The following is a 15,157-nucleotide window of genomic DNA, read 5'->3' as shown; positions in this document are numbered from 1 at the left end:
AAATGTAAATATGTTTTATGACGATTTAAATACAGAAGAACAAGTATCATACCTTATTAAACCAATCCTTCAAGTCCTTCAGGAAGCAGGTGGACAGTTAGAGCGTTCTGAAATTAGAGACAGAATTAGTGAGTTGGATGAGCATATTGCTGAATTTGAACAGAAACTATATACATCTAATAAAACAGGAAATCAGTACAAAAAATTTGATTTTAAGTTTAATTTTGCTATTAAAGAGCTTAGTTATGTCGGACTCATATCTTATGTGAAATTCAATCCAAAGATTACACTTACTCAAGATGGAGCAAATGTAGATTTAACAGATTTTGATGTTAAGACAGAAGTAAGGGATAAGGCTCGAAGCTATTGGGAGGAACATTCGACTAAGAACAAATCGAAAAACAAGCCAGTAGAAACACTGGAGGTTGAAGACGAGGAGAATGAATCCACAGATGACGAATTGTTAGATGATTTCAAGGTAAAACTTCAGAGTGCAATCGCTAATATGTCTCCAGCAAAGTTTGAACAATTTTCACGAGCACTTCTTACAAAGATGGGAGTGGAGTTTACCAACAAAGGCGTTCAGGTGTCAAATGATGGTGGCATTGATGGTTATGGATATCACGTAGATGCCGATGATTTTAGAACAACCAGAGTGGTTATTCAGTGTAAAAGATTTAATTCAAATCCAGTGAGTGAGCCGGATATCAATCAATTTCTTGGGGCGATGAACAAATATCAAGCCGATTATGGAGTATTTATTACTAATAGCCGATTTACCAATAAGGCAAGAGAGGCTGCGAGAGAAGGTACGCCGATAACACTGATTGACGGAAATGATTTAATCAGACTGGTTATTAAATATGAATTGTATATAACACCAGTCACAACATATGTATTGGATGGTTTTTATACCGAGGATTGACACTAACGATAGCATAATTTACTCAAAGGATTTTTAAAAGGGGGCATAGAATGATGGCAAAGCAAAAGACCTATATCGCAATCGACCTTAAATCATTCTATGCTTCTGTGGAGTGTAAAGAACGAAATCGTGACCCATTGACAACAAATCTTGTGGTTGCAGATAAGAGCAGGACAGAGAAAACCATCTGCCTTGCGGTATCTCCGTCATTAAAAAGTTATGGGATACCCGGCAGACCACGCTTGTTTGAAGTCGTGCAAAAGGTAAAAGAAGCTAATAATACCCGAAGGTGGAAAGCACTAAATCGTACATTTACTGGTTCGTCTGATGACAGTACAGAATTAAATGCGAATCCGGCATTGGAGATTGATTATATCGTTGCACCACCTCGTATGGCATACTATCTGGAATATAGTACCAAGATTTACAGTGTTTACTTGAAATACATTGCTCCGGAAGATATTTTCCCGTACTCGATTGATGAAGTATTCATAGATGCAACCAATTATCTGAATACCTATCAGATGACTGCAAGGGAACTTGCCATGACGATGATACAGGATGTTTTGAAAACAACAGGAATTACGGCAACAGCCGGAATCGGCACGAATATGTACTTGTGTAAGATTGCAATGGATATCGTGGCAAAGCATATTGAGCCGGACAAGGACGGTGTGCGAATTGCCGAATTGGATGAAATGTCTTACCGCAGACAGCTATGGAATCATAGACCGCTTACAGATTTCTGGAGAGTTGGTAAAGGCTATGCAAAGAAACTGGAAGAACATGGACTTTTTACTATGGGAGATATTGCAAGGTGTTCCATCGGAAAGTCGAATGAACTGTATAACGAAGAACTGCTCTACAAGCTGTTTGGAATCAATGCGGAATTGCTAATTGACCATGCTTGGGGATATGAACCTTGTACGATGGAGCAGGTCAAAGCCTATAAGCCGGAAACCAATAGTGTATGTTCAGGACAGGTACTTCACTGCCCGTATGATTACGAAAAGGCAAAGTTGATTGTAAAAGAAATGACCGACCAAATGGTGCTTGATTTGGTGGATAAAGGACTTGTAACTGACCAGCTTGTGTTGACAATCGGCTATGATATTGAGAATTTAAGTAATCCGAACCTAAAATATCAATACAAAGGCGAGGTTACGATTGACCGATATGGACGCAAAGTTCCAAAGCACGCACACGGAACAGCGAATCTTGAGAAAAAGACTTCCTCTACTCGATTGATTACCAACGCCGTGATGGACTTGTATGACAGGATAGTTGACGAGCATTTGCTTGTACGCAGAATAACAATCACAGCGAATAAACTTGTTGATGAAAAATCCGTCAAGCAGGAAGATGAATACCAGCAACTCGACCTCTTTACCGATTACGAAGCACAGAGGAAGAAGCAGGCGGAGGAAGAAGAAAAATTAGAACGGGAAAGGCGTATGCAAGAAGCAATGCTGAGTATCAAAAAGAAGTTTGGCAAGAATGCTGTGTTGAAGGGAATGAACCTTGAAGAAGGTGCAACCGCCAAAGACCGAAACGAGCAAATCGGCGGTCATAAGGCTTAAATAAACTGGAATTTGAGGAATAAAATATGGGCATATTAGAAATAGTTTTTAATTCAAGAAAATTTGATTTGAATGATGATGTTCTGATGGGATTTGATAATTACTTTGATAAAAAAAGTAAGGATTATAATAGTTTTTGTTTAGACGAAGAAGATATTAATCCTTTACAAAACTTTGTAGCACAGATTAAGTCTGCTGACTCAGATAGTGTAATTTATGTATCTACTTATGGCTATGAAATCACAAATAGTAAAGGAGAAAAATCAACATACGCCGATGCTCTTTGGATTGACACAGTTTTACCTATTTCCCAAATAGAGAGATATATTGAAAAAAGTGGTGTTGCTGAACCAAGTAATATTTCTTTTGTTGGAGATAGTGATGAATGTGGAAACTATAAAGTATGGATTATAGCTCAGGAAGAGAATAATCCTCATATTATAGAGCTGACTGACCGCAAGAAGATAGACCATATGATAATATTATATTGGGATTGATAAGTTATAAAATTCCCATTTATTGGGAAGTCGCTGAGAACGAAAAATCGAAATTTGTGGAGAGATTTCTTGAACTTTCCTTATTTTACGGGCTTTCCAGCCCCTTAAATAGTGAAATGATATGTATTTTCCCTTATTTTTGACCTTATGCGGAATCAGCAAGGGAAATAAGGGAATTTTTTATTTAGTCGTTGCCTGCCACTTTATCAAGAAGTCTGGCGGAGTTCCGCTTTGCCTTTCTTGTAGAGTGGGCGTAGACATTCATTGTGGTACTGACATCAGAGTGCCCTAACAGTTCCTGCACATCTTTTGGGGCAGCTCCGTTTGAGAGGAGGTTGCTTGTGTAGGTGTGTCGCAACTGGTGGAAATGGAAATTCTCAAATCCGTCCAGCCTTTTTGCAACTGATCGGCAGGCAATGCTGAGTGTGCTTGGCAGTTCCAGACATCCGTCCGGTCTCAGGCAGACAAAGGAGATTTCCTTGTAATCTACCGGGATTTCTTCGGTTCCGTCCAGATGATAATATTCATAATACACTCTGTTTTTGTCCTGTGCTTCCTTGTAGAAATTGCGGTGGTAAAGTTCACCATACTGCATCCGGCTTTTAAGCTGTTTTTTTCTGGCGGTTTTCAGTATTTCAGTCAGAGTATCGCCAAAATCAACAATCCTTACTTTCTTTCGCTTGGTCGGTCCGATGATGTTTTTATGTTTTGTGCCATCATAGCGGATACTTCTTTTAATGGTCAGGCATTGTTCTTCAAGATTGATGTCCTGCCATGTCAATCCGCAAACTTCACCGATACGAAGTCCCGCATAGTATGCGATCTGGATTGGCAGGATTGCAGGTGGATTCTTTACTTTGAGGTATTCTATCAGTCTCTCATAATCTTCATGGGAAATAGGCTGTATGCCTTCTTCTACCTCATCATCTGAGAATAAATCCACATCCTCTGCCTGTTTTTTCAGCTTAATATACTGCATAGGATTAAAAGTAATCAACTGTTTTGGAAATACTGCAAACCGGAAAGCCTGTTGTAATACTGCTGAAAAGGAATGGATGTAATCTTTACTGTATCCTTTTCTCACTTTTCCATCTGGAAATTCCCCACCGAATGTAAGCAGATCGAGAAATGCCTGTAAATGTTCAGCAGTAACGGTTTTTAATTTGCGTTCTGCAATCGGATGTTTCTTGATACAACGGATTGCACCAAGATAATTTTCCACTGTACCATTGCTGAGTGTTCCGACTTTCAGTTCTTCTTCCGCCCACATATCAAGAAGTTCTCCTACAGTAAGATTATCTGTCTTTGCGACAAATTTCTTGCTTTCGTAATCATCCATTGCCTGACGGAGCAGTTTTTCCGTTTCACTTTTACTTTCTGTTCCAGCGTATTCTTTCTGAACCAGATTGCCGCTTGCATCTTCTACATAGAAGCGGTAGTACCATTTCTTTCCTTTTTTTCTTACAGATCCTTTTGCCATAATCGTGTGTCTCCTTTCGATATCAGACAATCGGAACTGATGAAATGCTTCTTGCGTGTAAGTATATCATAACTCCGGTTGTCGTTCTATACCGAATCGGAATCCTCATACAAAACTTCTGATAAAAGATTTTCAAGCCTTTGTTCTGCCATTTCCGGTTTCTTGGAATAAAGCCTTACGATATCTGCCATGTCGTTAAAGGCATTAACAGTGTGGGTGATCTCCCGGAGAAACATAATCTCGTTATATTCATCATTCGATTCAAACCCCATTACTTTTGCAATATCAGCTTCATTCGTGTTGCCCTTGTAATTCTTGCAGGCAAACTGGAATGATTCCAGAAACAGGTTATATTGCTTTAACATCAACAGCAGTAAATCTTTGGAAAAAGCATCTTCCTTTTTACTAAGGTCGAGAGGTAACTGTTTGAGAATATCGCCCATTGCATCACGAATCTGTAATTCTTTCTTATCCGTAATATCGGTTTCGTATTCATCGGTTTCCCCTCTGAGCCATTCAATAGATACATGAAGTGCTTCCGAAAGACCTTCCAGCACCATCTTTTTGGTATTGTCAATCGAACCATTCTCATAACGCAGGATTGTGGAAGCGGTAACTCCCATCTTCTCTGCAACATAAGGCTGTGTCAGATTTAATTCCAGACGACGCTGTTTTGCCCTGCTGCCTATCAGCTTGCGTAGTTCTTTATCTTTCATGCTGATTGCCTCCTTTTTCGGTATGTATGAATTATAGCATGTACCTCACATAATTGCAATATGCAATATAATAATTATTTTTAAAATTTCATAACGCTTGACAACACAATATAAAACCGCTATACTAACAGCACAACAAAAATTGCATAATGCAATTCATAAGGAGGTGACAAGATGACGGAAAGAAAGATTGCATTATCCATCGAGGAAGCAGCCGACTATACAGGAATTGGCAGAAACACTTTGAGAAAGCTGGTTGAATGGAAGAAGCTTCCGGTATTAAAAGTCGGAAGAAAAGTCCTTATTAAAACTGACATTCTGGAAAAGTTCATGGAAGCCAACGAGGGGCGAGATCTGAGGGATAAAGGAAATGTAAAAACTGTCACAAGAAATGTGGCAACTTAAAAAGGCGGCTTCCTACGAAACCGCCAAAGGTTCTATCAGACCGAAGCCATGATATACCTACACGCAAGAGGATTATACCATGTGCTTCTCCTGATATGCAACCGGGAACTAATGTTTATCTTGTCGGAAAAACATCGACAAGATAATGCTCCGCAAGGATGCACCACGATTCTGATTGGAATTATGTCAACAGAGCTGACCAGAATCGTGTGCCAAATCTTAGCAGAGCAAGATTTGATTATAAGAGAAAGGATGAAGACGATATGGCGAAATCAACAAAGACTTATGAAGAAAGAATACGTGCATTAGAGAAAAAGGAACAGGAAAGCATCGAAGCTACCAAAAAGCTCATTGCACAGCGAAAGGAACTGGAAAAGAGAAAGAAAGCCGAGGAAAGTAAAAAACGAACCCACAGGCTCTGTCAGATTGGCGGTGCGGTGGAATCGGTTCTTGGCTGTCCGATTGAGGAGGAAGATTTACCAAAGTTGATAGGCTTCTTAAAAAGGCAGGAAACAAACGGAAAGTTTTTCTCAAAGGCGATGCAGAAAGAGCCACTTACAGATATGGAGGAAGTGTAATGGCGGAGGGAGTGGTTTTTCCATTCCCTTCATTGCCTTTGAATGAAGGGCGCACTTATGGACAACCAGAGGTCGTCCTTATAAGTTTGCCACAAGTGGCAACCGGTCTGCGCTTACGCTTGCCGGGCTCGTTCCGTCGGCGGGGCTTTCAGCCAGACCTGCTCATGCCGCAGGGGGCACTCTTGCGCAGAGGGCGTTCCGACAGCTTCACTTCTGCCAAACCAGAAGAAGATGCTGTCGGAAATCAATGCCGGATACGGCAGAAAGGGGGAATCGTATCATGGCGATATTTCACTTTACAGTAAAGATTGTCGGGCGCAGTAAAGGAAAATCTGTCATATCCGCATCGGCATATCTTAATGGAGATGTGATGAAGAATGAGGAAACAGGCAGAATCAGTTACTATACTTCCAAAAAGGAAGTCGTCTACACCAGTCTGATGATGTGCGAAAATGCACCTCCTGAATGGCTGCATGTACCGGAAGAAAATATAAAAAGGTTTCAACAGTCTATCCGTTATAAAAGAGCGGATGATAAAGATGCCGCACTGGAAAAGTTTAAAATCACATTTCAGAAACAGCGTCTATGGAATGAGGTATTGAAGATAGAAAAAAATGCAGATGCACAGCTTGGACGCTCATTTGAATTTTCCCTGCCGAAAGAATGGAGCAGACAGGAACAGATTGATTATACAACCGAATATATTCAAAAGACTTTCGTGGACGAGGGAATGTGTGCCGACTGGAGCATACACGATAAGGGCGACGGGAACCCACATGTGCATTTACTTGTAACCATGCGACCATTCAATCCAGACCACTCATGGGGCAGCAAGGAAGTCAAGGACTGGGATTTTGTCAGAGATACTGACGGAAATATCGTGGTTGATGAATCCCACCCGGACTGGTGGCAGGATAAGAAAAATCCAGACCGTCATGGAATCCGTATTCCGGTACTTGATGAAAACGGAGTACAGAAAGTCGGGGCAAGAAACAGAAAACAATGGAAAAGGGTTCTGACTGACGCTACCGGCTGGAACAATCCAAAGAATTGTGAGTTATGGCGAAGCGAATGGGCAAAGATGTGTAACCGGCATTTATCCATAGACAATCTGATTGACCACCGCTCTTATGAAAGACAGGGCAAATTGAAAGTCCCTACGATTCATGAGGGTGCAGATGCAAGGAAGATTGAGGAAAAATATCTCACCGGGCAGATAAGGAAAGGTTCATGGAAGGTCGAGGAAAACCAGATGATAAAAAAACAAAATGCACTGCTGCAAAAGGTAATTGCAACCTTTGGTAAGGTATCCGGTGCATTGTCGATGTGGAGGGAGTGGTTGAATGACATTAGAAGAAAGCAAAGAAGTAATTCCCATGATGGAAGCAATGATTACACAGATAGAGGAACAGCAGAATATCATGGCAGAGATGCTTCAGGAGATACAGGAAAAGGACGAGAAGCTGATGTGCTTTCAGGAGCAGGAAGAACGATTGCAGCAATTAGAGAAAGAATTGTCAGAGCTGCTACAAATCTTACCGGATACAGAAGAACTGTTGATGCTTCTGGAAGAAAAGACAGACCAGATACAGAAACTCACAGACGAAAATCAGCAATGGCAGGAATTGGCACAGAAATTAAACAGCGAGAACCGGCTATTGCAGAAACAGAACAGCGAATTACTGAACTTGAACAGCAATTAGAGAAAGGAAGGTTGATTGATGAACGAATTAAGAAACTCAAAGAGCGACGATCAACTGGAAGAGTTGCTTCTGCTGACAGAGCAGATGCAGGAAGAACTCGACCAGAAAGACCGGACTATCAGGGAACTGAAAGTGCAGCTCGACGAATCGCTGACCTTGAACGAGAAGTTAAACAGCGAGAACAAAACAGAGAACATTCAAGCCTTAAAGAACGACTTGAGGAAAACAAAAGAATTGTTGCAGAGCGAGAAAGAGAAAACACACACCGTCCAAGCCATGATAGAGGAATGTCGAGATAAGCAGAGACAGGCAGAACAGGAACGGGATTATGCACTCTCCCATCAGAAAAAAGTAGAGATACCGGTTGAAAAGCCGGTACTCTATCAAAAGTGCGGGAATTGTAAACAGACAGCTTATCTGAAAGTTAAGGAAAAGTATGATATGCAGAGGGAAAAACTGGCAGGCAGATATAAAACAAAAACAGCCATGTATGAAGCATTGATGTTTCTGCTGATATGGTATTCCGTATCAACTACTCTTTTTCAGATGATACGGTCAAAAATATTTATTTCTGATTGCGTGGTATTCTTTGATACAATCGCAACTTTCACACAGACCATTGCTGGCTGGGTTGTACTGGCAGGAAAGAACGTGGCACAGATTAGTGATGGAATATCCAATCCTGTCGTTGCTGGAATTATAAACTGGCTGATAAGAATATTGATTTGCGGTGGATGTCTGGTGGGTGTGGGAATACTTTTGGCATTCATCGAAATAAAGATTGCAGGGCTATATAAGAAATACTGTTGGGATATGATTACCATAATGGTGATACTTGTAAGTATGGCAATAGCTATCTACTTTGGGGATTGGATAAAGGAAGTATTGCCAATCAATCTGCTATTTCTCTTATTATTCGTGCAACTGGTATATGTTGGAATCAGGTGGTATGTAAAGGGATGGCGGGAAAACAGAGGTTATGTTTAAAAATAAAAAAATTGTCTGAGACGCAGCGAAGTAAATAAAATGAGTAGTATTATAAGAAGTCAGCAGTGCGTGAATAAACTGCTGGCTTCTTTTTTGATAGATACAGTCACTCTCAGAGAGTGTGCAGGATAGTAAAGTAATAATATCAACATGACGATATAGAAAATGCAGGGAAGCATTGTATTTCAAAGAGTTTGAGATACAGAGCTTCTACTAAGGCAGTGGTCATCTTGTAAAAATATGGTCTTTGTGTGCGTAATATGGTCGTTTGATGATATGGGACTAGGAGAACAGGTTATTTTATCCGATAAAGAAAGCAAAGGAGGTTACTATGAGTAATACAATTAATGTGAACTATATGACACGGGCTTACAATCAGTACCAGCAGAAAAATGCGGCTAAAGATCAGGAGAAGGAAGATACAAGGTTTGCGGATAGTGTAAGAGAAAAGAGCGAAGCTAGTAGAAGTATAGTGGGCAATTCAAAAATAGGTTCTGTGTCTGCTAAAGATATGACGATGGTGGAATACAAGCAGTACATTTACAATTCAGATAAAATGATTGGAGGAACAGAAGTATGCACATTGGTTCTGGTCTAAATACGGTATCTTCAATGTACCGCCAACAAAAAGGCAATAATATGAAAGCCCCAGTATCTGCGGAAAAGACATTTTATACGGCTGAAACACCAAAGGTATACCAGATATTCACAACAGATAATATGTTGTGGACAGGAGGTAATGGCACCGGTCTTTCTTATTGTCTTAAATATGCGGATGATTCGACGGATGAAAATCCGGTGGTGTTAGCGAAAGGTGTGGATGAAAATGGAAAAGAGTTTGAACAAAGAATATATATCAATGACGTTAATCCATCAAGTGCTACAGTAGTCGAAATGCGTGCATTGGAGGCACATTACAAAGTGGAGAAGCAGGGAGGTTTCACATCTTTGCCGCTTGAAGCTGGTAATATGGGACTTAACGACAGAAGAGATTTTATCTCAATGTTCAAAAAAAGCATAGAAGATTTAAACAAATTGGGAAGGTTTGACTTATCGTTGCTTTGGACGAAAAGTATGGATACATATCTTAATTTGCCAAATGCAAATAGTAAGTATAAATAAGGCTTAGTTATTTGGACATAGAAGGAAAAGAGAATTTAGAATAAACGAAGGAGATTGAGACAATGCAGTCAATATCAAGTTATATTAATCCTAATACAAGAGGACTTACATCTAATTACAAAAATACAGCTATTAAAGATAAGGAAACCTATAATGAGGCGATGTCGCAGCACTTACTAAATCCGGTAGAAGATTTGGTTCAAGTGTTAAAAACACCTATAAAATTGGCGAAGAGTTCGTCACTTAGCAGACAGAATAATTCTGTTAATATTGCGGAAGGGCAAAGAATCCGTGTTAATGGAGGTCATGTGCTTACGGTTACGGCGCATGGAGTAGAGGTTTCTGGTGGAGATAATCCGTATGATACACAATCATATGTAAAAGCACAGAGAATGGCAGATGCATTGGCATCCATGCTGCGAAATGCAGGTGGGACAATGACTACTGTAGCACATTCAAAGGAGGAATATGCCCGGTATACAGAGGGAATTACGGATGTTATGTCTTATCTGGGTGTAGACACTTCCAAAGATTTTACGGTCAATGGTATGAAATATAGCAAAAATAAAGATGGTTGGTATGAGTCAGAAGCGAACAGTGATGCGCAGGCGGCATATGAACAGTTAAAAGCGAATAACAGAACCTACCAGTTTGCAGATGAAAAGACCAAAAAGCAGATTGCATATATTAGTGATTATTACCTTCAGACAGTGCCGGAGAGTGTAAAGGCGGCGTGGCAGGAAACATTGGAAGAAACTGGTTTTAATCCATTTCAGACGGATGTAACCAGTACATTAACGCAGTTATCTGTAGAGCAGGATTTTCTGACAGGTGGTGATGACAATATTTTTGGTGAAACGAAAGAAAGTTGTTTAGCAGCTATCGACAAAGTATTGGAGAGAATAGAAAATCCGTTGGCAGCAGTTACAGAGGAAAGGGCAGCATATCTGCAGCAGGAAAAAGAATTTTATACCGTACTGGCATCTAAAATAAGAGAATAAAATGCCGGGAGGAATTTAAAGATACAGATTATAAGACTTATATAAGGCAGGGGGATAATATGGTTACTGTAAATAATTCTGACTATTATAACAACATTCCAGCTGGCAGGGATTTAAACAAGCTGCCCAATAATTCCAGCGCCGGTACAACTGTAGGATATCAGTATGATGGACTTACAGAGGAAGATCGTTTCGTACAAAAAGTTTTGCGGGAGCATTATGATAAAATGTACAAAGAAAATATGTCGCATTCTGATCCAATGGCATATGTCATATCGAAATATTGTGATGTGACTTCACCTAACTTTTGCTCATATATGACAGAAGACCAGCGTTCCATAGCTTACCGTACAGAGAAAAGAATGTTACAATCCGGAGGAAAACCTGTGGGTGGATTTGCACGGTATGATTATGCATTAAGGAATTACAAGGATGTATATACAGGTGGTTCAAGAAGTGTTGGTTATGTACGCAATACTGACAGGGAAAAACAGCATGCCAGAAGTGTTGTAAATCAGCAAATTTCAAATCTACTTTCAAAGAATGGGATATCAATATCAAAACAGGCAGATTTGGTATTTTCTATTGACCCATATACATATCAACTAACGGTGTCGGGAAATGCAGATAGAGATACATTATCGCAGATAGAAAAATTGCTGAATGAAGGAGATAATGCAAAAAATATTTGGACGCATGCGTGGATTTGTATGCATGATGCAGATAATGAAATTGTTAATTCGCAGGCAAATATGACAAAGGCAAACCAATATTCTTTATGGCATGAAGTGTATGAGACAACCGGGTATGATGCACGCAATGCGACATATAAAAATGGTACTTTTATTGCAGAGGATGGTACAGATTTACTTGCATTGTTTAAGGAAAAATCTAAAAATGGTGCAGGGTATGAACTTTATTCTAAGAGATGGCTGCAATATGCTAAAAATGGCTGGAAGAAAGAAAATGATTTGGTATTAAAAATAGGCTTTGACAGCAGTGGATTGTATGATATAGGGCAGGAAAAAGGATATGGAGCAGCACAGAATATGTGGATGAAAGGTGTTAGCCAAAGTATGTTTGAAGCTAGAGTGTGATTTATGGGAATCTCTTTTTCAAATATAGGAACAGTTGGAAGGGAACAGCTAATTACTTCTGGTAGTAATGGAGAACCAAACTGGTCTTATATTCCATCGAAAGGAAAAAGTACAAAAAAAGCGAATAACAGAACTTATCAGTTTGCAGACGAAAAAACCAAAAAGCAGATTGCTTATATGAGTGGTTATTACCTTCAGACAGTGCCGCAGAGTGTCAAGGCAGCATGGCAGGAAACATTGGAAGAAACTGGTTTTAATCCATTTCAAACGGATGTAACCAGTATATTAACGCAGCTATCGGTAGAGCAGGATTTTCTGACAGGTGGTGATGACAATATTTTTGGTGAAACGAAAGAAAGTTATTTAGCAGCTATCGACAAAGTATTGGAGAGAATAGAAAATCCGCTGGCAGCCGTTACAGATGAAAGGGCAGCATATCTGCAACAGGAAAAAGAATTTTATACCGTGTTGGCATCTAAAATAAGAGAATAAAATGCCGGGAGGAATTTAAAAAATGATTGGAAGTATAGGAGCGGAGAGCCGTTATTCAACAGGTTATAACAACCTAAAACCAAATCGGAACCAGAATAAGTGGGCTGACACTTTGGCTCAGACGGTGGATAAGGAGGATATTAGCAGTAGAGCGGATATCAATCGTGCTAAGAAAAGTACAGTGATGGATTCTTATCTGGCACTGTCAGGAAAAACGATAAATACTTTGAAACAGGAATATTCAGAGTACGAATCCGAAAATTATAGAATCGTACCCGATAATGAAGCTGAATGTTTTGATATATACAATAAAGACGGGGAGCGTTTGGGGGCATTTTCCTATTCTGATATAAAAATAAGACAGGATGAAACAACAGGAAAGCAGTTTTTGATTTCTGAGCATGGAACGATGAGTTACGATGCCCTGGTATTAGATGATGAATTAAAAGATGCATTGCAGAATGTAATGGATAAAGATTCGCTGGATGTGGAGACTTTGCAGGGATTTACATTAAATACACATTCAGGTACCGGCATCCAGTATTTAGTAAAAGACGGTGAAGAAGGCAGAGGTGGCAAGGTTCTTCTGCAAAATGAAGCGGATCGGAAGAGGTATGAAGAATTAGCGGAGATGTATTTTGACAAATACCCTAATTTAATTGAGAGTCGGGAAGAAGGTTTTATCTGGGCTGATTTAGAGATTAGAGGAATGGCAAAACGGACAGATCAGGGAATTATATCCATAGGAGCTGATGGAATGTCATACAGTGACAATGAAAATTATAAAAACAATTGGAGTGTCCGGTTTTCTGGTTCTATGTATGAAAAGCTGTATGAATGGCTTCAGAATCACAAGGATAGCATGGAGGAAATCCATAAATTTTCTACATGGCAAAACGTTTTTGACGAAATTGGAGGAACGTATGAAAGAGTCTGGTCGAAAGAAGAACTGGATCAGGGATATTTGAATAATTGAAAGAGGGGATCATCACGGTATTGGATTGTTAAATGTAAAAGCAGTTGTGGATAAATATGGCGGTGATATGGTGCTTTCCTGCGATGAAAATGAATTTAAGGCAGTGGTCATCTTGTAAAGAGATGGTCTTTGTGTGCGTAATATGGTCGTTTGATGATATGGGACTGGGAGAACAGGTTATTTTATCCGATAAAGAAAGCAAAGGAGGTTACTATGAGTAATACAATTAATGTGAACTATATGACACGGGCTTACAATCAGTACCAGCAGAAAAATGCGGCTAAAGATCAGGAGAAGGAAGATACAAGGTTTGCGGATAGTGTAAGAGAAAAGAGCGAAGCTAGTGGAAGTATAGTGGGCAATTCAAAAATAGGTTCTGTGTCTGCTAAAGATATGACGATGGTGGAATACAAGCAGTACATTTACAATAAAATATCTCAAATTCCAATGCACCCCACAAGAGCAGGCGAGTCAATATCTGTTACAATTTCAGAGGCGGGTTTTGAAGCAATGAAGAATGATCCAGAGTATGAAGCATGGGTATTAAATGATTTGCAAGTGGGTTGGTCACAACCAGATAAATGGTCCGGTATATGTGGAGGAGCGTTTTCTACAATATATTATGGAGCATCAAAAGAAGAATGTCATGCTGAGATGTGGAGTGCCGGTTATAACAATGGGAATGGTGAAAAGATTTTTAATGATAAGTCAAAAAATAGTTTTTGGGAGCGCAGAATAGAAAATAAAAATAGAATAGAAAATCAGGTAAAGCAACAACAGAAAAAAAAGCGGATTCAGAAAAAACAAGCGGAAAGAACAGCTTATGAAGAATATGTGCAAAATAAAAGGTTATCAGCTCAGGATGCCAGAACTCGATTGGTGGCTGAGAGTAGTTCGTCTGCTAAGACTGTCACAATAAGTCAGGCAGTAGCTTCTTATGAGGCAAATTTTACAATGGCAGTAAGCGTATCGAACAAAACCCAATAGCCTGCAAATAAAAAATCAAGGCTAAATAGAAAGGAGAGATGCAGTATGGGAATTAATGGAGTATCATCGTATGCCAATACATACACATACGGAAATGTAAAAAATGAAAATGTAAAGCCATCAAAGAATAGTGAAAAGAATTATTATGCAGGATACACTATGAATTCAGCCAATAAGTTTAAAAATGTATCAGACTATTCAAAATATTTGACTAACAAGTATAAATGTTTGACTCCATGCAAAAATGCTTCTGTATTGATTGACGGAAGTGTAATGCGAAAGGCATGTGGAGATGAAAAAACTGCGAAATGGCTTGAGGAAAATTTAGCAATTATGCCAGATGTTATACGAAATGCACAGAAGGCGGCAATAAGTCATGGTAGTAAACTGATATCAGTGGAGTTTAAGTTTACAAATAATGGAACCGAAATGACAACCTGTGGCATTTTTGGAGAGACTGGTACGGATTCAGAAATTGACAAATGGCTAGAGAGAATGAAAGAGGATAAAGAAAAAGAAGATAAAAAAACAGAAAATATGATTGCTATAGAAGCGACAACTAAAAATAAGGTAGGTTTTGATACATATGCATAGTATCAATTCTATAATTT

Annotated in this window: 20 protein-coding genes; 18 read left to right on the top strand and 2 right to left on the bottom strand. The window is 39.4% G+C overall.

The genetic code is table 11. The annotated features are described in order from the left end of the window. The first annotated feature begins 10 nt into the window (after window positions 1–10). The 3 genes from NQ488_11655 to NQ488_11645 are packed head-to-tail and all read left to right on the top strand — an operon-like array spanning window position 11 to window position 3,002. Complete coding sequence (locus NQ488_11655; protein UWN95216.1) at window positions 11–925, top strand: Mrr restriction system protein; 915 nt, start codon at window positions 11–13, stop codon at window positions 923–925. A 53-nt stretch (window positions 926–978) separates the two neighbouring features. Beyond that, window positions 979–2,505 carry a DNA methylase gene (locus NQ488_11650; protein ID UWN97157.1) on the top strand — a complete coding sequence of 509 codons (1,527 nt, stop codon included), beginning with the start codon at window positions 979–981 and terminating at the stop codon, window positions 2,503–2,505. Window positions 2,506–2,531: 26 nt separating this feature from the next. Continuing rightward, window positions 2,532–3,002 (top strand): hypothetical protein, encoded by a 471-nt coding sequence (locus tag NQ488_11645; protein ID UWN95215.1) that lies wholly within the window; start codon window positions 2,532–2,534, stop codon window positions 3,000–3,002. A 184-nt stretch (window positions 3,003–3,186) separates the two neighbouring features. Here NQ488_11645 and NQ488_11640 read toward each other — a convergent pair whose 3' ends face one another. Next, window positions 3,187–4,482, bottom strand: coding sequence for a site-specific integrase (locus NQ488_11640; GenBank protein UWN95214.1), 1,296 nt, complete (start codon window positions 4,480–4,482; stop codon window positions 3,187–3,189). Between the two features lie 86 nt (window positions 4,483–4,568). Further along, the gene (locus tag NQ488_11635; GenBank protein UWN95213.1) at window positions 4,569–5,198 is read right to left on the bottom strand and encodes a helix-turn-helix domain-containing protein; all 630 of its coding nucleotides are present in this window, start codon (window positions 5,196–5,198) and stop codon (window positions 4,569–4,571) included. Between the two features lie 174 nt (window positions 5,199–5,372). Here NQ488_11635 and NQ488_11630 point away from each other — a divergent pair, with 174 nt between their 5' ends. From NQ488_11630 to NQ488_11560, 15 genes are all read left to right on the top strand, one after another. Then, complete coding sequence (locus tag NQ488_11630; GenBank protein UWN95212.1) at window positions 5,373–5,603, top strand: helix-turn-helix domain-containing protein; 231 nt, start codon at window positions 5,373–5,375, stop codon at window positions 5,601–5,603. 263 nt (window positions 5,604–5,866) lie between these two features. Next, window positions 5,867–6,181 carry a DUF3847 domain-containing protein gene (locus NQ488_11625; protein ID UWN95211.1) on the top strand — a complete coding sequence of 105 codons (315 nt, stop codon included), beginning with the start codon at window positions 5,867–5,869 and terminating at the stop codon, window positions 6,179–6,181. Continuing rightward, complete coding sequence (locus NQ488_11620; GenBank protein UWN95210.1) at window positions 6,181–6,486, top strand: hypothetical protein; 306 nt, start codon at window positions 6,181–6,183, stop codon at window positions 6,484–6,486. Before NQ488_11625 ends, NQ488_11620 begins: the two co-directional genes overlap by 1 nt. After that, entirely contained in the window at window positions 6,462–8,183 is a 1,722-nt protein-coding gene (locus NQ488_11615; GenBank protein UWN95209.1) for a MobA/MobL family protein, read from the top strand. Before NQ488_11620 ends, NQ488_11615 begins: the two co-directional genes overlap by 25 nt. Continuing rightward, entirely contained in the window at window positions 8,161–8,871 is a 711-nt protein-coding gene (locus NQ488_11610) for a DUF6040 family protein (GenBank protein UWN97156.1), read from the top strand. Before NQ488_11615 ends, NQ488_11610 begins: the two co-directional genes overlap by 23 nt. 331 nt (window positions 8,872–9,202) lie before the next feature. Continuing rightward, entirely contained in the window at window positions 9,203–9,469 is a 267-nt protein-coding gene (locus tag NQ488_11605; GenBank protein UWN95208.1) for a hypothetical protein, read from the top strand. Next, on the top strand, window positions 9,448–9,993 hold the full coding sequence (locus NQ488_11600; GenBank protein ID UWN95207.1) for a hypothetical protein: 546 nt from the start codon (window positions 9,448–9,450) through the stop codon (window positions 9,991–9,993). The genes NQ488_11605 and NQ488_11600 overlap by 22 nt, the downstream gene beginning before the upstream one ends. 62 nt (window positions 9,994–10,055) lie before the next feature. Then, window positions 10,056–10,994, top strand: coding sequence for a hypothetical protein (locus tag NQ488_11595; GenBank protein UWN95206.1), 939 nt, complete (start codon window positions 10,056–10,058; stop codon window positions 10,992–10,994). Between the two features lie 59 nt (window positions 10,995–11,053). Continuing rightward, window positions 11,054–12,091, top strand: a complete 1,038-nt coding sequence (locus tag NQ488_11590) for a DUF4885 domain-containing protein (protein UWN95205.1) — start codon at window positions 11,054–11,056, stop codon at window positions 12,089–12,091. 3 nt (window positions 12,092–12,094) lie between these two features. Continuing rightward, window positions 12,095–12,583 (top strand): hypothetical protein, encoded by a 489-nt coding sequence (locus NQ488_11585; protein UWN95204.1) that lies wholly within the window; start codon window positions 12,095–12,097, stop codon window positions 12,581–12,583. A gap of 22 nt (window positions 12,584–12,605) precedes the next feature. After that, window positions 12,606–13,559: a hypothetical protein gene (locus NQ488_11580; GenBank protein ID UWN95203.1), complete on the top strand. Its 954-nt coding sequence runs from the start codon at window positions 12,606–12,608 to the stop codon at window positions 13,557–13,559. A 46-nt stretch (window positions 13,560–13,605) separates the two neighbouring features. After that, the gene (locus NQ488_11575) at window positions 13,606–13,677 is read left to right on the top strand and encodes a hypothetical protein (GenBank protein UWN97155.1); all 72 of its coding nucleotides are present in this window, start codon (window positions 13,606–13,608) and stop codon (window positions 13,675–13,677) included. Further along, on the top strand, window positions 13,643–13,780 hold the full coding sequence (locus tag NQ488_11570) for a hypothetical protein (protein ID UWN97183.1): 138 nt from the start codon (window positions 13,643–13,645) through the stop codon (window positions 13,778–13,780). The genes NQ488_11575 and NQ488_11570 overlap by 35 nt, the downstream gene beginning before the upstream one ends. Continuing rightward, window positions 13,773–14,546, top strand: a complete 774-nt coding sequence (locus NQ488_11565; GenBank protein UWN95202.1) for a hypothetical protein — start codon at window positions 13,773–13,775, stop codon at window positions 14,544–14,546. Before NQ488_11570 ends, NQ488_11565 begins: the two co-directional genes overlap by 8 nt. Before the next feature lie 45 nt (window positions 14,547–14,591). After that, entirely contained in the window at window positions 14,592–15,140 is a 549-nt protein-coding gene (locus NQ488_11560; GenBank protein ID UWN95201.1) for a hypothetical protein, read from the top strand. Window positions 15,141–15,157 lie beyond the last annotated feature (17 nt).

The sequence above is a fragment of the [Bacteroides] pectinophilus genome, from assembly GCA_025146925.1.
In the GTDB taxonomy this organism is placed as follows: Bacteria; Bacillota; Clostridia; order Lachnospirales; family Lachnospiraceae; genus Bacteroides_F; species Bacteroides_F pectinophilus.
Note: the sequence above shows the minus strand (reverse complement) of the source record. Positions and strands in the feature narration are given on the sequence as shown.